The organism is Serratia sp. MYb239 (assembly GCF_002966855.1).
Taxonomy (GTDB): Bacteria; Pseudomonadota; Gammaproteobacteria; order Enterobacterales; family Enterobacteriaceae; genus Serratia_B; species Serratia_B rhizosphaerae.
Window position 1 is genome coordinate 1,254,895 of the sequence record NZ_CP023268.1, and the last position, 16,849, is coordinate 1,271,743.

Genomic DNA, 16,849 nt, shown 5'->3' on the forward strand with positions numbered 1-16,849 from the left:
CAGCAAGGCAGTATAAGTGAGGCGAGTATGTTGGAATTATTGAAAAGTTTAGTATTTGCTGTAGTTATGGTTCCCGTAGTCATGGCGGTGATCCTCGGTTTAATTTATGGTCTGGCGGAAGTGTTCAACATCTTCTCCAAAGCCGGTCCGGCGAAAGAAAAACGCAGCTGATTTTCCCTTCTCCACTCCCTGCCGCGCGATGCGTGGCGGGGAGTTCAAGTTTTTTTCCTTATTGCCGATATCTCTTGACGACCACCGCGGAACTGGGCCGACAAAGCGCATGACAAGCCGCAGTCTATCGTTATATTATTTTTTATATAACGAATGCAATCCGTCCTGCGACGGGGGAGATAATTAACAATGAAACAGCAATGGACTCGGTGGCTGGGCGGTGCGGTATTGGCGTCCGGTCTGGTGATGCAGGCGTCTGCCGCGGACAAGGTGACCGTATTCGCCGCGGCATCGCTGACTAACGCGCTGCAGGAGATTGCTACGCAGTATCAGCAGGGCAAAGACGTGCAGGTGGTTTCCTCATTTGCTTCCTCTTCGACGCTGGCGCGGCAGATTGAGCAGGGCGCGCCGGCCGATCTGTTTATTTCCGCCGACCAGCAGTGGATGGACTATGCCATCGACAAGCAACAGATGGTCAAAGACAGCCGCTACACGCTGCTGGACAACGATCTGGTGCTGATTGCCGCCAAAGACAGCAAACTGGATAAGGTGGCGATCACGCCGCACACCGACTGGCAGAAATTGCTCAATGGCGAGCGTCTGGCGGTTGGCGATCCGGATCACGTGCCGGCCGGTATTTACGCTAAAGAAGCGCTGCAGAGCCTGAAAGCCTGGCCGCAGCTGGCGCCGAAACTGGCGCGCGCCAACAATGTGCGCAGCGCAATGGCGCTGGTGGAGCGGCAGGAAGCGCCGCTGGGTATTGTTTACGGCTCTGATGCGCTGGCCAGTAATAAAGTGAAGGTGGTCGGCGTATTCCCGGCGGACAGCCACAAACCGGTGGAATACCCGATGGCGATGGTCAAAGGCCACGATAGCCCGACGGTCAGCGCGTTCTATACCTACCTGAAAAGCCCGCAGGCGGCGGCGGTGTTTAAACGTTACGGATTCTCTCCACGGCAATGATTCTGAGCGAGTATGAGTGGCAGGCGCTGGCGCTGAGCCTGAAGGTCTCCAGTCTGGCGGTGGTTTGCAGCCTGCCGCTGGGCATCTTGACCGCCTGGATTCTGGTGCGCCGTAATTTCCCCGGCAAATCGCTGCTGGACAGCATTATCCATCTGCCGCTGGTGCTGCCGCCGGTGGTGGTCGGCTACCTGTTGTTGATTGCCATGGGACGGCGCGGGGTCATCGGTGAGTGGCTGTATGACTGGTTCGGCTTCAGCTTTAGTTTCAGCTGGCGCGGCGCGGCGCTGGCGTCGGCGGTGGTGGCGTTTCCGCTGATGGTGCGGGCGATCCGCCTGGCGCTGGAGGCGGTGGACCGGCGCCTGGAACAGGCGGCGCGCACGCTGGGCGCCAGCCCGTGGCGGGTGTTTTTCACCATAACCCTGCCGCTGTCGCTGCCGGGGGTGATTGTCGGCGTGGTGTTGGCCTTCGCCCGCTCGCTGGGGGAGTTTGGCGCCACCATAACCTTTGTCTCCAATATTCCCGGTGAAACCCGCACCATTCCGCTGGCGATGTACACCCTGATTGAGACGCCGGGGGCGGAGGGCGCCGCCGCGCGCCTGTGCGTGATTGCCATCGTGCTGTCGCTGTGTTCGCTGATGGCGTCCGAGTGGCTGGCCCGCTGGGGCCGCAAGCGGATGGGAGGCTGAATGTTAGAATTGGATTTCAGCCAGCGCCTCGGCGATCTGCAACTGCAGGTCAAAGAGAGCCTGCCGGCGCAGGGCATCACGGCAATTTTCGGTCTGTCCGGCGCGGGGAAAACCTCACTGATCAACGCGATCGGCGGCCTGACCCGGCCGGACAGCGGGCGCATTGTCCTGAACGGACGCACGCTGGTGGATTGTGAACGCGGCCTGTGTCTGCCGCCGGAAAAACGCCATATCGGCTATGTGTTTCAGGATGCGCGCCTGTTCCCGCACTACCGGGTGCGCGGTAATCTGCAGTACGGCATGGCGGCGTCGATGCGCGCCCAGTTCGATAATATCGTCGACCTGCTGGGTATCGGCGCGCTGCTGGGTCGCCTGCCGCTGACGCTTTCCGGCGGCGAGAAACAGCGGGTGGCGATCGGCCGCGCGCTGCTGACCGCGCCAGAGCTGCTGCTGATGGATGAGCCGCTGGCGTCGCTCGATCTGCCGCGTAAGCGCGAGCTGCTGCCGTATCTGGAGCGGCTGGCGCAGGACGTCAATATCCCGATTCTGTACGTCAGCCACAGTATGGATGAAATTCTGCGGCTGGCCGGCCAGGTGATGGTGCTGGACCGCGGTCAGGTGCTGGCCTGCGGCGATCTGGAGGCGGTGTGGGCCAGCAATGCGCTGCGGCCGTGGCTGCAGCGGGAAGATCAAAGCAGCGTGCTGAACGTCAGCGTGATTGAACACCATGAGCGCTATGCGATGAGCGCACTGCGGCTGGGGGACCAACGCCTGTGGGTCAGCGCGGTGGATGCGCCAATCGGCACGCAGCTGCGTATCCGTATCAATGCCGCCGACGTTTCGCTGGTGCTGCAGGCGCCGCATAACAGCAGCATCCGTAATATTCTGCCGGCCAAGGTGATAGAGTGCCTGGAAGTCGGCGGGCAGATAGAGGTGAAACTGTTGGTCGGCGACAGCGTGCTGTGGGCACGTATTACCCCGTGGGCGCGTGATGAGCTGGCGATTAAGCCGGGCCAGTGGCTGTATGCGCAGGTAAAAAGCGTCTCAATCAGCCGCGAAGCGCGTTAAGCCCTCTCCGGGCGGAGAGGGCGCACGGTGTCAGGCCAGGACGCGGCTGCGGATAACCTCGGCGATGCCGGGCTGCAGGTGATCGGCGATGGTCAGATCGGCGCGCTGTTTGATTGCCTCGTCGGCATTGCCCATCGCCACGCCGAGGCCGGCGGCTTCCAGCATGCTCAGATCGTTGTAGTTATCGCCGAAGGCCACCACCTGATCCATCGTCAGCCCCTGAGATTCCACCCACTGACGCAGGCGTTTGCCCTTGCTGTTGCCGTTCTTGGCGATATCCACCTGATCGTGCCACGACCATTCGCAGGCCAGCCCCAGCTCTTTTTCCACCGTTTCGGCAAACTCGCGCAGAGCCGCGGTATCGGCATGCGAGGTGGCGAATTTCCAGATTGAGCGCGCATCGTCGGCGGCCTGAGTCAGGCTGTCGACCTGCAGCAGCGTCGGGCGCTGTGCGGGCGGCAGCTTCTCAGCCCAGGCCAGCGAACGGGTCACATGGCCGCTGGGCTCCTGATACAGCATCGCATCGTCCACATACATCAGGCCGTGGATCCCGCTCTGCCTGAGCATCTGCAGCACCTGCTTGGCCTGCTCTTTCGGCAGCGGATCGGCCGCCAGCACCTTTTGCTGCTGGAAGTCATACAGATAGGTGCCGTTGCAGCAGATAGCCGGCGTGTCCAGTTCCAGCGCCTGATAAAACGGATGAATGGCGACGTGATGGCGGCCGGTCACCACTACCACTTTGACGCCGGCGGCGCGCGCCGCCGCCAGAGCTTCCAGCGACTGCGGCAAGATACGTTTTTGGGTGTCCAGCAGGGTGCCGTCCAGATCGAGGGCGATAACGCGGTAGGTCATAGATGTCTCGAATAATTAGTATGGAAATTAATCCGATAGTACACCCGATCACCGACGGATAAAACCACAGGGAATTTGCTGATTCGCCAGGCTTGTTATGTCTCATTTGTCAGGTAAGCTAGAGAAAACCGATTGAGATGAAACCGGTTTCTCTTTTTCTCGTAAGGAGCCAACATGAAGCAAATCGTTTATGTCGCCAGCCCGGAAAGCCAGCAAATCCACGTCTGGCAGTTGGATGACGCCGGCGCGCTGGCGCTGCTGCAAACCGTCGAGGTGCCGGGACAGGTACAGCCGATGGCGATTCACCCGGACCGCACCCATCTGTACGTAGGCGTACGCCCGGCGTTTGGCGTGGTGAGCTATCGCATTGAGCACGACGGCACGCTGCAGGAAGCGGGCATGGCGCCGCTGCCGGGCAGCCCGACGCACCTCTCCACCGATTTGCAGGGCCGTTATCTGTTCGCCGTGTCCTACAGCGGCAACAACGCCACTATCAGCCCAATCGGCCACGATGGCGTGGTGACCGCGCCGCTGCAGCAGCTGGACGGCCTGACCGCGCCGCACTCCGCCAATATCGATCCGACCAACCAGCTGCTGCTGGTGCCGTGTCTGAAAGAAGACCGCGTGCGTCTGTTTGATCTGAGCCTGGACGGGAAGCTGACGCCGCACAGCCAGCAGAGCGTGGCGACCGCCGCCGGCGCCGGTCCGCGTCATATGGCGTTCCACGACAACCAACGCTACGCCTACCTGGTGAATGAGCTGGACAGCACGGTGGACGTGCTGGCGATTGAGGACGATGGCAAGCGCTACACCACGGTGCAGACCATCAACGCGATGCCGGCGGACTTTGAAGGTACCTGCTGGGCGGCGGATATTCACCTCACGCCGGACGGCCGTTTCCTGTATATCAGCGACCGTACCGCCAGCATTCTGAGCGCCTTCGCGGTATCGGCGGACGGCAGCACGCTGAGCGTTATCGGCCACTACCCGACCGAGCAGCAGCCGCGCGGCTTCAATATCGATCACAGCGGCCGCTTTGTGCTTTCCGTCGGGCAAAAATCCGACCACCTGGCGGTGCATGCCATTCAGGCGGACGGCAGCCTGAAGGATCTGGCGCGTTACCCGGTAGGCAAAGGCCCGATGTGGGTCAGCGTGCTGGCGAAGTAAGCCTGCCGCAGGGGGGGACGGCTTTTAGTATGGCTAAAGATGCCCTCTATAGGCTGATATATTATCCCGGCTCCGGCCGGGATTAATTTTTGGCTTTTCTGCCGAATGTGATGCACAGCATGGCAATGATTGCCGCTGGTATCGCGCAGAGTGTGAGCAGGGCTAACGCCTCCATATCGCCGTAGGTTTCCGCTGTTAATGGCTAAAGGGGAAAGATCATTACACATAGCTGCTATTGTCCGTCTATAGACTCTTTCAACTAATGATTTTACGATGTAGATAAATCATACAAGGAGAGTGGTTTATGAGCGCACAGGCTGAGGAAGGAACATTACGCCGAATGACAATAGGCGAGATTGCAATGGCTCGTCGGGTTTTCGGTGATTCGATAGTTTATAGTCGTGTCTGGATTCATTGTGATAGTTATTTACCGTTCGGTTTGCAGAAACAAAACTATGCTATGACCCCCAATGGGGAACTATGGTACAGAAAGTCAATGTACAGAGATGATTTTTCTTCGAACTCAGTTTTTGTCGAAGATAAATATGTTTTTATTCATGAATTAGCGCACGTATGGCAACATCAGCATGGGCAATGGGTTAGACTGCGGGGTGCTTTTAGCTGGGCTGCTGAATATACGTATAGACTAGATAAATATAAGTTGACAGATTACTCTCTAGAGCAGCAAGCATCTATTCTTGCTGATTATTGGTTGCTGCTGGTTTATGGAATCGATAAATGGTATTTCTATCAGAGAGCAGGGCAAATGGGAAAATACAGGGGGGTGGACAAGATGAGAAATATACCTTCGCTTTATCAGAAAATAGTGAGTGGGAAAGGACGGTAATCATGAAAAACAGGATTCTGTTGGCTGCCGTGTTTTTCTTGACGGGATGTCCTGGCCCTGGTGATCGAATGGTAGATCGAGAATCAACAACAGTGTTAATTAAAGATAATCATGTTTGTGTGGTGTCGCCACTGGAACCACAAGAGCGGATTACGGCTATTCAAATAAACAGTGATAAAAGCGAACCTCTTCACAAGATCTTTGATGATAAACCTGTTTATGTCCCTAAGGGAGAATGCCTGCCCCTGTTCGGATTTAAATTTACACCTGATGAGCGGTATTCAATCGCTTATAATGTCAAATCTGAGGAACCAGAATCATATTTAGTAACGGCTGAATTTACTGCCGCACATTGATAATACAGATGTTATAAAATATTTTGAGCGTGTTATCGATCTGTCCCGATGGCGGTAGGTGTTCCTGGCGTATACTTTGTGCACAAAGGAAGGATTTGTGCACTCCATGATTTACACCTGAATTTAAGAAAGAGGCCGTCTGTCAAATCGCGGAGCACGTCTGCCGCGCTCCGCGATCTATTAGCTGTAGTGCACCGTCAGGCTGGCGCTGCCCAGGCTGTGGAAGTGCACGTTGAAGCCGACCATCGCGCCGCTGGCGTTTGCATCGACCTCAATGCTCTCGACATCCAGCGCGTGTACGGTGAACTGGTAGCGGTGGCGTTCTCCCTGCGGCGGTGCCGCGCCGCCGTAACCGGCCTGGCCGAAATCGGTGCGGGTCTGAATCGCGTCGGCGGGCAGTCCCGGCTGGCCGGAGCCGGCGCCGGTCGGCAGTTCATTCACGTCGGCCGGAATATTGGCGACCACCCAGTGCCACCAGCCGGAGCCGGTCGGCGCATCGGGGTCGAACAGGGTAACGACGAAACTCTTGCTGCCCGCCGGCGCGCCGCTCCACGCCAGATGCGGCGACAGGTTTCCCCCCTGATAGCCCATACCGTTAAATACCTGCGCCTCCGGCATGGTGGCGCCGTCCTGCAGGTCATTGCTGTATAAACGAAAAGTCATGCTGGTTTCCTGTTGACGAATAAAGCGAACCTTCAAACTAGCCCGTTTTACCGTCCCGGCACAACCCCGGCGTGGCGCTGATAGCCGGCGCCGATAACAACGATTTACAGTTTGGCAACATTGGCGGTTGCGCGCCTGGCGGATTGTGCATAGAGTTAAACGCTGAATTTACCGTCTGACGCCCGCCGCGAAGAGATCACGCCGGCCGTGCGGGCGAAACCGTTAACAGACCGTAAGGCTGCCCATCCTGTAATGACGTCATCATGATTTCACTGAAAAAACGTACGCCGTGGTTTGGCTGGCTGCGCCGTTGGGCCAAAGGCATCAAGCGCGATATTGTGGCGCTGTGGCTGGCGGCACGCGACCGTCGCACGCCGTGGTACGCCAAGCTGATCGCGCTGCTGGTGGCGGGCTATGCGGTATCGCCGATCGATCTGATCCCCGACTTTATCCCGGTGCTGGGCTATCTGGACGACGTGATTCTGGTGCCGCTGGGCATTATGCTGGCGGTGCGCCTGATCCCGAAACCGCTGATGGAGGAGCTGCGGCGCAAGGCACAGCAGCGTATCGATAATCCACGCGGTCGTTTCGCGATGTTAATGATTATCCTGTTGTGGATCGGTGCGCTGGTTTGGCTGGCCCGTTATCTGGACCAGCACTGGTAATACTCAGTCCGCGATGGCCGTGATGGCATCGGTCAGACGGCTGAGCTGTTCGGGCCGGATAATGTACGGCGGCATCAGATAAACCAGCTTGCCGAACGGCCGGATCCACACGCCGCGTTCTACAAATTCCCGCTGCACCTGCGCCACATCCACCGCCTGCTTCATCTCCACCACGCCAATCGCTCCCAGCACGCGCACGTCCGCCACGTTGGACGCGGCCTTCAGCGGCAGCAGCTGCTGCTGCAACTGCTGCTCGATCGCCGCGACCTGCTGCTGCCAGTGGTTTTCCGTCAGCAGCGTCAGGCTAGCGTGGGCCACCGCGCAGGCCAGTGGGTTGCCCATAAATGTCGGGCCGTGCATAAAGCAGCCGGCGGCGCCGTTGCTGATGGTTTCCGCCACGTGGCGGGTGGTCAGCGTGGCGGACAGCGTCATATAGCCGCCGGTCAGCGCCTTGCCCAGGCACAGAATATCCGGCGTAATGCCGGCGTGTTCGCAGGCGAACAGTTTGCCGGTGCGGCCAAAGCCGGTAGCGATCTCATCGGCGATCAGCAGCACATCGTAGCGGTCGCACAGTTCCCGTACCCGGCGCAAATAGTGCGGATGATAAATACGCATGCCGCCGGCGCCTTGCACCACTGGCTCCAGGATCACCGCGGCCACCTCGCCGGCGTGCTGTTCAAGCAGCGCGGCGAAGGGGGCGATATCCTGTTCATCCCACTCATCGTCAAAACGGCACTGCGGCGCCGTGGCGAACAGATGCGGTGTCAGGTAGCCCTGATACAGGCTGTGCATCGAGTTATCCGGATCGCACACCGACATCGCGCCAAAGGTATCGCCGTGATAGCCGTGGCGCAGCGTCAAAATGCGCTGGCGTTTTTCACCGCGCGCCTGCCAGTACTGCAGCGCCATTTTCAGCGACACTTCCACCGCTACCGAGCCGGAATCGGCTAAAAACACGCATTCCAGCGCGGATGGCGTCATCTCCACCAGTTTGCGGCACAGCGCGACGGCCGGCGGATGGGTGATGCCGCCGAACATCACATGCGACATGTTTTCAAGCTGCCGGACGGCGGCCTGATTCAGCTGCGGGTGGTTATAACCATGGATCGCCGCCCACCAGGAAGACATGCCGTCCACCAGTTTACGGCCGTCGGCCAGCTGAAGTTCCACGCCGGACGCCGCCTCTACCGGATAGCAGGGCAGCGGGTGGCTCATCGAAGTGTAAGGGTGCCAGATATGGCGCTGATCGAAGTCGAGATCGGCGGGAGACAGAGACATAAGTTGTAAACCAAATCAATTACAGAATGGTTGACAGTATATCCACAATATCTAAACTGACGACACTTTTTTTGCTTTGGAGACGCCGTGATGGCCGACCGTATTCACTGGACAGTGGGGCAAGCCCAAGCCCTGTTTGAGAAGCCGCTGCTTGAGCTGCTGTTTGAAGCGCAAACCGTACACCGCCGGCACTTTGACCCGCGTCAGGTGCAGGTCAGTACGCTGTTGTCGATTAAAACCGGCGCCTGCCCGGAAGACTGTAAATACTGCCCGCAAAGCTCGCGTTATAAAACCGGGCTGGAAGCGGAGCGCCTGATGCAGGTCGAGCAGGTGCTGGATTCGGCGCGCAAGGCGAAAGCCGCCGGCTCAACGCGTTTTTGCATGGGCGCGGCGTGGAAAAACCCGCATGAGCGCGATATGCCGTATCTGCAACAGATGGTGCAGGGCGTGAAGGCGATGGGGCTGGAAACCTGCATGACGCTGGGCACATTGGACGAATCTCAGGCCGGGCGTCTGGCGGAAGCGGGGCTGGATTACTACAACCACAACCTGGATACCTCGCCGGAATTCTACGGCAATATCATCACCACCCGCAGCTATCAGGAGCGTCTGGATACGCTGGACAACGTGCGCGACGCCGGGATTAAAGTGTGCTCCGGCGGCATCGTCGGCCTGGGGGAGACGGTGCGCGACCGCGCCGGCCTGCTGGTACAGCTGGCCAACCTGCCGAAGCCGCCGGAGAGCGTGCCGATCAACATGCTGGTCAAGGTCAAGGGGACGCCGCTGGCGGATAACGAAGACGTCGATCCGTTCGACTTTATCCGCACCATCGCGGTGGCGCGCATTATGATGCCGTGCTCATACGTACGCCTGTCCGCCGGGCGTGAGCAGATGAATGAGCAGACGCAGGCGATGTGCTTTATGGCCGGCGCCAACTCTATTTTCTACGGCTGCAAGCTGCTGACCACGCCGAACCCGGAAGAAGACAAGGATCTGCTGCTGTTCCGCAAGCTGGGGCTGAACCCGGAGCAGACCGCGACCGAACACGGCGACAACCAGCAGCAGCAGGTGCTGGCGCAGCAGCTGCTGACGGCGGATAACGCCGAGTTTTACAACGCGGCGCCCTGAATGAGCTGGCAGCAACGCATTGAGCAGGCGTTAACCGAGCGGCGCGCGAGCGCCGCTTATCGATCGCGTCAGGTTAACCAGGGCGGTAACGGCCGCCATATCCAGCTGCATCAGCAGCGCTACCTCAATTTTTCCGGCAATGACTATCTGGGGCTGAGCCGGCACCCGGCGGTGATCGACGCCTGGCAGCAGGGGGCGCGGCAGTACGGCGTCGGCAGCGGCGGTTCCGGCCACGTTACCGGCTTTTGCGAGGCGCATCAGCAGCTGGAGCAGCAGCTGGCGCAGTGGCTCGGTTATCCGCGCGCGCTGCTGTTTATCTCCGGCTACGCCGCCAATCAGGCGCTGCTGGCGGCGTTGATGCAGGCGGATGACCGAATTCTGGCGGACAAACTCAGCCATGCCTCGCTGTTGGAAGCGGCCGCTCACTCACCGGCGCAGCTGCGGCGTTTTCGCCATAATCAGCCGGCGGCGCTGGCTGATTTACTGGCCAAACCCTGCGGCGGCCAGCAGTTGGTGGTGACGGAAGGCGTATTCAGCATGGACGGCGACAGCGCGCCGCTGGCGCAGCTGCAGCAACTGAGCCGACAGGCCGGCGCCTGGCTGATGGTGGACGATGCGCACGGCATCGGCGTCCACGGCGAACAGGGGCGCGGCAGTTGCTGGCAGCAGGGGGTGCGGCCGGAAGCGCTGGTGGTGACGTTTGGCAAGGCGTTCGGCGTCAGCGGAGCGGCCATCCTGTGCGATGAGCCGCTGGCCGAGTATCTGCTGCAGTTCGCCCGTCATCTGATTTACAGCACGGCGATGCCGCCGGCGCAGGCTTGCGCGCTGCAGGCGGCGCTGCGCTGCGTGCAGCAGGGCGATGCGCTGCGCAGTCGGCTGCAACAGCATATTGCGCGTTTCCGCCGCGGCGTGGCCGACCTGCCGCTGACGCTGAGCGATTCGCAGACCGCGATTCAGCCGCTGCTGGTGGGGGACAATCAGCGGGCATTGACGCTGGCGCAGCGCTTGCGCGAGCAGGGGCTGTGGGTCAGCGCCATTCGTCCGCCGACGGTGCCGCCGGGCGGGGCGCGTTTGCGGATTACGCTGACCGCGGCGCATCAGGCGCAGGATATCGATCGGTTATTGGAGGTGCTGCATGCCGTCAGTGAATGACGCGGTTAACAAACAGGCGGTCGCCTCCGCCTTCAGCCGCGCGGCGGACAGCTATGACGCCGCGGCGGTGCTGCAGCGCGAGGTTGGCGAGCGCTTACTGGGTATCGGCGCTACGCATCCGGCGCGGCAGGTGCTGGACGCCGGGTGCGGCACCGGCTATTTCAGCCGCCGCTGGCGGGAACTGGGCAGACAGGTGACGGCGCTGGATCTGGCGCCGGGCATGCTGGCGTTTGCCCGCAGCCAGCAGGCGGCGCAGCACTATCTGCTGGGAGATATCGAGCATATCCCGCTGCCGGATGCGGCGGTCGATCTCAGCTTCAGCAGCCTGGCGGTGCAGTGGTGCAGCGATTTGGCGCGCGGTCTGGCGGAACTGCGCCGCGTGACGCGGCCCGGCGGGCTGGTGCTGTTTTCCACCCTGGCGCAGGGGTCGCTGCATCAGCTGGGGGATGCCTGGCAGCAGGTCGACGGCGAGCGCCATGTGAATGATTTCCTGCCGCTCGCGCAGATTGAGGCCGCCTGCGCGCCGTATCGTCACCGTATGGAAGCGTGCTGGCAGACGCTGCATTACCCGGATGTGATGACGCTGATGCGCTCATTAAAAGGCATCGGCGCCACTCATCTGCATCAGGGACGTGATGCGGGGCTGCTGTCGCGCCGCCGTCTGACGGCGCTGCAGGCGGCTTACCCGCGTCAACGCGGCGAATTGCCGCTCAGTTATCATGTGGTTTATGGAGTGATTTATTGTGATTAAACGTTGGTTTGTGACCGGCACCGATACCGAAGTGGGTAAAACCATCGCCAGCAGCGCGCTTCTGCAGGCGGCAAATCTGGCGGGCTACCGCAGCGCCGGTTATAAACCGGTGGCGTCCGGCAGCGAGATGACGCCGCAGGGGCTGCGTAACGAGGATGCGCTGGCGTTGCAGCGCCACAGCGGCGTGGCGCTCTCCTACGAGGAAGTGAATCCTTACACCTTTGCCGAACCGACGTCGCCGCATATCGTCAGCGCCGATCTGCGCCAGCCGATTGAATTTACGGTGATGTCATCCGGGCTGCGGCGGCTGGAGCAGCGCGCCGACTGGCTGCTGGTGGAAGGCGCGGGCGGCTGGTTTACGCCGCTGTCGCCGACGCAGAGCTTCGCCGACTGGGTGGTGGGCGAGCAGCTGCCGGTGATTCTGGTGGTGGGGATGAAACTGGGCTGCATCAACCATGCGCTGCTGACCGCGCAGGCGGTCCGTCAGGCGGGGCTGCCGCTGGTCGGCTGGATCGCCAACGATATCGCGCCGCCGGGCAGGCGTCATCAGGAGTATCTGGCGACGCTGCACCGCCTGTTGCCGGCGCCGATGCTGGGGGAAATTCCCCATCTGGCAGGCATTGCGCAGCAGCCGCTGGGCCACTATCTGGATCTGTTATTATTGTAAACGGCGGCGGGCCATGCGCCCGCGCCATCGCATCATACCGTCAGATAGGCGTCAATCAGAGCGTCATCCAACTGCGCCAGCGTGCCGTTCGCCACGTTGCGCCCCTGATCCAGCAGAAAAAAGCGATCGGCCAGACGGCGGATCAGCGTCAGGCGATGTTCCACCAGTAAAATGGTCATGCCCCATTCCCGATTCAGACGCTGTACGGCAGCGCCAATCTCGCTGGCGATCGACGGACGCATGCCGGCGGTCGGCTCATCCAGAATCAGCAGCTCCGGTTCCCGCACCAGCGCGCGCGAGATCGCCAGCTGCTGCTGTTCCCCTACGGATAAATCGCCGGCGCGCCGCAGGCGCATCGCCGCCAGCGTGGGAAACAGCTGGTAAATCAGCGGCGGGATATGCTGCGGCGACGGTTTGCCAGCCAGCAGGGCCACCTGTAAGTTCTCCTCGACGCTGAGCTGCGAGAAGATCTGCTGTCCCTGCGGCACGTAGGCGATGCCCAGCGCCGCGCGCTGCTCCACCGCCTGCGGCAGCAGGTTTTTCGGCGCTTCGTCGGCGCGTTGCCAGGTCATGCTGCCGCTGACCACCGGCAGATGGCCGACAATACAGTTAAGCAGCGTGGTTTTACCGACGCCCTTACGCCCCAGCAGTGCGGTGCACTGGCCGCGCGGCAGCTCCAGATTGATATCCCACAGGGTGTGGCTCTGTCCATAAAACTGATTGACTGAACGCAGGCTCAACATACGGCATTCTCCTTACCGGTCGGTTGTTCACTCATGCCATCAGGGCAATAGTTGTGGCATTGCCCTGCGCGACTGACGCTTGCTTTCCCGAGTGTTTTAACGTTCAGAACAAAATGCCGCCCGAAACGCGGCAAAACGGCGGCGGAGTCAGGCAAAAAGGGCGTTTTTCAGCGTTCTATTGTGCTGTTATCCCCGTTTGTCGTTACTGCTGGCCGGACTGCGTGAAGCCGGCAGGCCGGTTGGCCCGATGTTCCCGGCCGATGACTGGCCTTATCGGTCGACCGTTATTTCAGATAGCAACTCCCGGGCCAATTTTTTCCTCCGGCGTGAAAAGGCATAATTGTTATCGTCATGTTAAGCTTTCCCCGCGCTGCGGCGGGCTTGTCCCGCCTGGATAAAATGACGGCAAAAGTTAAAACGGACGTTTTTTGCACTACGGCGGTGCTGCGGCGAAACCTAATGGTGCAATAGCGTTGGGGTTATCGGCGGCGTCACCCGGCGATCTGGCCGAATGCGCCGTTGGCAATGGGGGCTTTTAGTCTTTATAGGTATAAACAAAGCCATAAAAGTGTCAAAAAATAACTAAAAAAGCGATTTGGGATCGTTTCAAGGGCAAAAAGTGTTTTTTCTGTAACTCCCGTGGCTGGCGGGGTGGTGTGAGTTATCCACTATTCCTGTGGATAACCTTGTGTATTAGATTTAGAAAAGCGGCGGGAAGCGAGAGCGGACGCGGCTTCTGTTCCCATTGTCCGGATTCTCGTCTTTTTGATAAAATCATTTGATATCAATAAATTAACTAAAATCAAGACGTAGTGTAAGCGGTTAATGTCGTATGTGTGATTTTTAGCCACCCTGCTACCAAGAAGTTAATTTGTCGCGCGATCTGGGGATAAATCTGTTATTGACAATAAAAATGTCACCGAAGCGTAACCTTGACGGTGCAGCGGCGATCGTTCCCCTGCGGTAAGACCACGAATCCGCTTGAAGCTGGTTTTATATCCAGTATCATAGGGGCTGGCGAAAAACGCCGCGGCTTTCCATACTTATTGGCTGCCCGGCGTGCCGACGCGGCGCTCTGCAACGTTAGCCACAGCGCAACCAGATTTGCCGGCGCCGCTCGCATATGTCTCCTTGCCGCAACGCCAATGACTTTGGGTATCTATGAGTAAACTATTCAAACTGCATTCAGACTTCAAACCGGCCGGCGATCAACCGGAAGCGATCCGCAAGCTGGAAGAGGGGCTGGAGGACGGGCTGGCGCACCAGACGCTGCTGGGGGTGACCGGCTCGGGGAAAACTTTCACTATCGCCAACGTGATTGCCGACCTTAACCGGCCGACGATGGTGCTGGCGCCGAACAAAACGCTGGCGGCGCAGCTGTACGGTGAGATGAAAGAGTTCTTCCCGGAGAATGCGGTGGAGTATTTTGTCTCCTACTACGACTATTACCAGCCGGAAGCCTACGTGCCCAGCTCCGACACCTTTATTGAAAAAGACGCCTCGGTTAACGAACATATCGAGCAGATGCGTCTTTCCGCCACCAAGGCGCTGCTTGAGCGGCGCGATGTGGTGGTGGTGGCCTCGGTGTCGGCGATCTACGGCCTGGGCGATCCGGATCTGTATCTCAAGATGATGCTGCACCTGACCCAGGGCATGTTGATCGACCAGCGCTCGATCCTGCGCCGGCTGGCTGAGCTGCAGTACACGCGCAACGATCAGGCGTTCCAGCGCGCCACCTTCCGGGTGCGCGGCGAGGTGATTGATATCTTCCCGGCAGAGTCCGACGAGCTGGCGCTGCGCGTCGAGCTGTTTGACGATGAGGTGGAGCGCCTGTCGCTGTTCGACCCGCTCACCGGCCAGGTGGAGCGGGTGGTGCCGCGTTTTACCATCTACCCGAAGTCGCACTACGTGACGCCGCGCGAGCGCATCCTGCAGGCGATGGAGGAGATCCGTGTCGACCTGGCGGAGCGGCGCAAGGTGCTGCTGGCCAACAACAAACTGCTGGAAGAGCAGCGGTTGTCGCAGCGCACCCAGTTCGATCTGGAGATGATGAACGAGCTGGGCTACTGCTCGGGCATTGAAAACTACTCGCGCTATCTCTCCGGCCGCCAGCCGGGCGAGCCGCCGCCGACGCTGTTTGACTACCTGCCGGCCGACGGCCTGCTGGTGGTGGACGAATCGCACGTCACCGTGCCGCAGATTGGCGCGATGTTCAAAGGCGACCGCTCGCGCAAGGAGACGCTGGTGGAGTACGGCTTCCGGTTGCCGTCGGCGCTGGACAACCGGCCGATGCGCTTTGAGGAGTTTGAGGCGCAGGCGCCGCAGTCGATCTACGTATCGGCCACGCCGGGCAAATATGAGTTGGAAAAATCCGGCGGCGACGTGATCGATCAGGTGGTGCGTCCGACCGGCCTGCTGGATCCGATCGTCGAAGTGCGGCCGGTGGCCACGCAGGTTGACGATCTCTTATCCGAGATCCGCAAGCGCGTGGCGATCAATGAGCGGGTGCTGGTCACCACGCTGACCAAACGCATGGCGGAGGATCTGACCGAATACCTGGAAGAGCACGGCGAGCGGGTGCGCTATCTGCACTCGGATATCGACACCGTCGAGCGTGTCGAAATCATCCGCGATTTACGTCTGGGCGAGTTTGACGTGCTGGTCGGCATCAACCTGCTGCGGGAAGGGCTGGATATGCCGGAGGTCTCGCTGGTGGCGATTCTGGACGCCGATAAAGAGGGCTTCCTGCGTTCCGAGCGCTCGCTGATTCAGACCATCGGCCGCGCCGCGCGTAACCTGAACGGCAAGGCCATTTTGTACGGCGACAGGATCACCGACTCGATGGCGAAGGCGATCGGCGAAACCGAACGCCGCCGCGCCAAGCAGCAGGCGTATAACGAAGCCAACGGCATCGTACCGCAGGGGCTGAACAAGAAGATTGGCGATATTCTGCAGCTGGGCCAGCCGTCGTCGCGCGGCAAAGGCAAAGGGAAGGGCAAGGCGGCGGAGAGCGCGGCGCAGTATCAACAGCTTACGCCGAAAGCGCTGGAGCAGAAAATTCGCGATCTGGAAGCGCAAATGTACACCCACGCGCAAAACCTGGAGTTTGAACAGGCGGCGGCGCTGCGTGATGAAATCCATCAGCTGCGCGAGCAGTTTATCGCCATCTCCTGACGCAGACATTGCCGGCCCGTGGCGGCCGGCGATGAAAATCCTTGTCGCGCCCGGCAAAGCTGATTATGGTGTGCGGCCCATTGACCCGGCGACAGATATCGAGCAACCGCTATGAGCGCACACAATTCCAAAGATCCGCTGCACGGCATTACGCTGGAGCAACTGCTGAACAAACTGGTGGAATACTACGGCTGGGAAGAGCTGGCCGACCGTATCCGCATCAACTGCTTCAGCAACGATCCCAGCATCAAATCCAGCCTGAAGTTTTTACGCCGCACGCCGTGGGCGCGCACGCAGGTAGAGGAGCTGTATATCCATATGGTTAGCAGCAACCCCTGGTATACCCGTCATACTTAAAGCTGCAGGTGCGTTGGCTGCGCTCAGTCACCCGAATCACTGACCTGAGTCAGCTCATCGGGATTTCTTCCCTTGCCGCCTGCCTGCAACTCTAATTATTTAGGGTATATACCCGCGATACTTAAAGCTGCAGGTGCGTTGGCTGCGCTCAGTCACCCGAA

The 16,849-nt window shown here is 59.8% G+C and carries 18 protein-coding genes; 14 read left to right on the forward strand and 4 right to left on the reverse strand.

Going from position 1 to position 16,849, the window contains the following annotated elements; genetic code table 11:
- Nucleotides 1–27: 27 nt before the first annotated feature.
- The 4 genes from CLM71_RS05980 (at nucleotide 28) to modC (ending at nucleotide 2,888) form a co-directional block, all read left to right on the forward strand.
- Nucleotides 28–171: an AcrZ family multidrug efflux pump-associated protein gene (locus tag CLM71_RS05980; RefSeq protein WP_071889351.1), complete on the forward strand. Its 144-nt coding sequence runs from the start codon at nucleotides 28–30 to the stop codon at nucleotides 169–171.
- Between the two features lie 189 nt (nucleotides 172–360).
- A complete protein-coding gene (gene modA, locus CLM71_RS05985) occupies nucleotides 361–1,134 on the forward strand; it encodes a molybdate ABC transporter substrate-binding protein (protein ID WP_105230179.1) in 774 nt (257 codons plus the stop codon).
- Nucleotides 1,131–1,820, forward strand: coding sequence for a molybdate ABC transporter permease subunit (gene modB, locus CLM71_RS05990; RefSeq protein ID WP_105230180.1), 690 nt, complete (start codon nucleotides 1,131–1,133; stop codon nucleotides 1,818–1,820). The genes modA and modB overlap by 4 nt, the downstream gene beginning before the upstream one ends.
- Entirely contained in the window at nucleotides 1,821–2,888 is a 1,068-nt protein-coding gene (gene modC / locus CLM71_RS05995; protein WP_105230181.1) for a molybdenum ABC transporter ATP-binding protein ModC, read from the forward strand.
- 30 nt (nucleotides 2,889–2,918) lie between these two features.
- Here modC and CLM71_RS06000 read toward each other — a convergent pair whose 3' ends face one another.
- Nucleotides 2,919–3,740, reverse strand: a complete 822-nt coding sequence (locus tag CLM71_RS06000) for a pyridoxal phosphatase (protein WP_105230182.1) — start codon at nucleotides 3,738–3,740, stop codon at nucleotides 2,919–2,921.
- A gap of 174 nt (nucleotides 3,741–3,914) precedes the next feature.
- On the opposite strand from CLM71_RS06000, the gene pgl reads away from it, so the two are divergent.
- From pgl to CLM71_RS06015, 3 genes are all read left to right on the forward strand, one after another.
- Nucleotides 3,915–4,907, forward strand: coding sequence for a 6-phosphogluconolactonase (pgl, locus tag CLM71_RS06005; RefSeq protein WP_105230183.1), 993 nt, complete (start codon nucleotides 3,915–3,917; stop codon nucleotides 4,905–4,907).
- A gap of 304 nt (nucleotides 4,908–5,211) precedes the next feature.
- Complete coding sequence (locus CLM71_RS06010) at nucleotides 5,212–5,754, forward strand: type IV secretion protein Rhs (protein WP_105230184.1); 543 nt, start codon at nucleotides 5,212–5,214, stop codon at nucleotides 5,752–5,754.
- A gap of 2 nt (nucleotides 5,755–5,756) precedes the next feature.
- The gene (locus CLM71_RS06015; protein WP_105230185.1) at nucleotides 5,757–6,110 is read left to right on the forward strand and encodes a putative T6SS immunity periplasmic lipoprotein; all 354 of its coding nucleotides are present in this window, start codon (nucleotides 5,757–5,759) and stop codon (nucleotides 6,108–6,110) included.
- 180 nt (nucleotides 6,111–6,290) lie between these two features.
- On the opposite strand, the gene CLM71_RS06020 is transcribed toward CLM71_RS06015, so the two are convergent.
- Nucleotides 6,291–6,773 (reverse strand): kinase inhibitor, encoded by a 483-nt coding sequence (locus tag CLM71_RS06020; protein ID WP_105230186.1) that lies wholly within the window; start codon nucleotides 6,771–6,773, stop codon nucleotides 6,291–6,293.
- A 263-nt stretch (nucleotides 6,774–7,036) separates the two neighbouring features.
- Between CLM71_RS06020 and CLM71_RS24430 the strand changes: the two genes are divergently transcribed.
- Nucleotides 7,037–7,438, forward strand: coding sequence for a YkvA family protein (locus CLM71_RS24430; RefSeq protein ID WP_105230187.1), 402 nt, complete (start codon nucleotides 7,037–7,039; stop codon nucleotides 7,436–7,438).
- A gap of 3 nt (nucleotides 7,439–7,441) precedes the next feature.
- Here the strand turns inward: CLM71_RS24430 and bioA are convergent, their stop codons facing one another.
- Nucleotides 7,442–8,716 (reverse strand): adenosylmethionine--8-amino-7-oxononanoate transaminase, encoded by a 1,275-nt coding sequence (bioA, locus tag CLM71_RS06030; RefSeq protein WP_105230188.1) that lies wholly within the window; start codon nucleotides 8,714–8,716, stop codon nucleotides 7,442–7,444.
- A gap of 90 nt (nucleotides 8,717–8,806) precedes the next feature.
- Between bioA and bioB the strand changes: the two genes are divergently transcribed.
- The 4 genes from bioB to bioD are packed head-to-tail and all read left to right on the forward strand — an operon-like array spanning nucleotide 8,807 to nucleotide 12,414.
- Nucleotides 8,807–9,844, forward strand: a complete 1,038-nt coding sequence (bioB, locus tag CLM71_RS06035) for a biotin synthase BioB (RefSeq protein WP_105230189.1) — start codon at nucleotides 8,807–8,809, stop codon at nucleotides 9,842–9,844.
- A complete protein-coding gene (gene bioF / locus CLM71_RS06040; RefSeq protein ID WP_105230190.1) occupies nucleotides 9,845–10,996 on the forward strand; it encodes an 8-amino-7-oxononanoate synthase in 1,152 nt (383 codons plus the stop codon).
- Complete coding sequence (gene bioC / locus CLM71_RS06045; protein WP_105233231.1) at nucleotides 10,980–11,747, forward strand: malonyl-ACP O-methyltransferase BioC; 768 nt, start codon at nucleotides 10,980–10,982, stop codon at nucleotides 11,745–11,747. The genes bioF and bioC overlap by 17 nt, the downstream gene beginning before the upstream one ends.
- On the forward strand, nucleotides 11,740–12,414 hold the full coding sequence (gene bioD / locus CLM71_RS06050) for a dethiobiotin synthase (protein WP_105230191.1): 675 nt from the start codon (nucleotides 11,740–11,742) through the stop codon (nucleotides 12,412–12,414). The genes bioC and bioD overlap by 8 nt, the downstream gene beginning before the upstream one ends.
- 32 nt (nucleotides 12,415–12,446) lie before the next feature.
- On the opposite strand, the gene CLM71_RS06055 is transcribed toward bioD, so the two are convergent.
- Entirely contained in the window at nucleotides 12,447–13,157 is a 711-nt protein-coding gene (locus CLM71_RS06055; RefSeq protein ID WP_105230192.1) for an ATP-binding cassette domain-containing protein, read from the reverse strand.
- 1,161 nt (nucleotides 13,158–14,318) lie between these two features.
- Between CLM71_RS06055 and uvrB the strand changes: the two genes are divergently transcribed.
- Nucleotides 14,319–16,331, forward strand: coding sequence for an excinuclease ABC subunit UvrB (gene uvrB / locus CLM71_RS06065; protein WP_105230194.1), 2,013 nt, complete (start codon nucleotides 14,319–14,321; stop codon nucleotides 16,329–16,331).
- Between the two features lie 111 nt (nucleotides 16,332–16,442).
- On the forward strand, nucleotides 16,443–16,688 hold the full coding sequence (locus tag CLM71_RS06070; RefSeq protein ID WP_105230195.1) for a VF530 family DNA-binding protein: 246 nt from the start codon (nucleotides 16,443–16,445) through the stop codon (nucleotides 16,686–16,688).
- Nucleotides 16,689–16,849: the final 161 nt, after the last annotated feature.

What these genes read in the sequence shown, in the direction of transcription:
- bioC (WP_105233231.1), top strand. Translation starts at nt 10,980, where the DNA reads ATGCCGTCAGTGAATGACGCGGTTAACAAACAGGCGGTCGCCTCCGCC.
- pgl (WP_105230183.1), top strand. Translation starts at nt 3,915, where the DNA reads ATGAAGCAAATCGTTTATGTCGCCAGCCCGGAAAGCCAGCAAATCCAC.
- CLM71_RS06015 (WP_105230185.1), top strand. Translation starts at nt 5,757, where the DNA reads ATGAAAAACAGGATTCTGTTGGCTGCCGTGTTTTTCTTGACGGGATGT.
- modA (WP_105230179.1), top strand. Translation starts at nt 361, where the DNA reads ATGAAACAGCAATGGACTCGGTGGCTGGGCGGTGCGGTATTGGCGTCC.
- CLM71_RS06010 (WP_105230184.1), top strand. Translation starts at nt 5,212, where the DNA reads ATGAGCGCACAGGCTGAGGAAGGAACATTACGCCGAATGACAATAGGC.
- modC (WP_105230181.1), top strand. Translation starts at nt 1,821, where the DNA reads ATGTTAGAATTGGATTTCAGCCAGCGCCTCGGCGATCTGCAACTGCAG.
- bioA (WP_105230188.1), bottom strand. Translation starts at nt 8,716, where the DNA reads ATGTCTCTGTCTCCCGCCGATCTCGACTTCGATCAGCGCCATATCTGG.
- CLM71_RS06020 (WP_105230186.1), bottom strand. Translation starts at nt 6,773, where the DNA reads ATGACTTTTCGTTTATACAGCAATGACCTGCAGGACGGCGCCACCATG.
- CLM71_RS24430 (WP_105230187.1), top strand. Translation starts at nt 7,037, where the DNA reads ATGATTTCACTGAAAAAACGTACGCCGTGGTTTGGCTGGCTGCGCCGT.
- CLM71_RS06000 (WP_105230182.1), bottom strand. Translation starts at nt 3,740, where the DNA reads ATGACCTACCGCGTTATCGCCCTCGATCTGGACGGCACCCTGCTGGAC.
- modB (WP_105230180.1), top strand. Translation starts at nt 1,131, where the DNA reads ATGATTCTGAGCGAGTATGAGTGGCAGGCGCTGGCGCTGAGCCTGAAG.
- CLM71_RS05980 (WP_071889351.1), top strand. Translation starts at nt 28, where the DNA reads ATGTTGGAATTATTGAAAAGTTTAGTATTTGCTGTAGTTATGGTTCCC.
- bioB (WP_105230189.1), top strand. Translation starts at nt 8,807, where the DNA reads ATGGCCGACCGTATTCACTGGACAGTGGGGCAAGCCCAAGCCCTGTTT.
- bioF (WP_105230190.1), top strand. Translation starts at nt 9,845, where the DNA reads ATGAGCTGGCAGCAACGCATTGAGCAGGCGTTAACCGAGCGGCGCGCG.
- CLM71_RS06055 (WP_105230192.1), bottom strand. Translation starts at nt 13,157, where the DNA reads ATGTTGAGCCTGCGTTCAGTCAATCAGTTTTATGGACAGAGCCACACC.
- uvrB (WP_105230194.1), top strand. Translation starts at nt 14,319, where the DNA reads ATGAGTAAACTATTCAAACTGCATTCAGACTTCAAACCGGCCGGCGAT.
- CLM71_RS06070 (WP_105230195.1), top strand. Translation starts at nt 16,443, where the DNA reads ATGAGCGCACACAATTCCAAAGATCCGCTGCACGGCATTACGCTGGAG.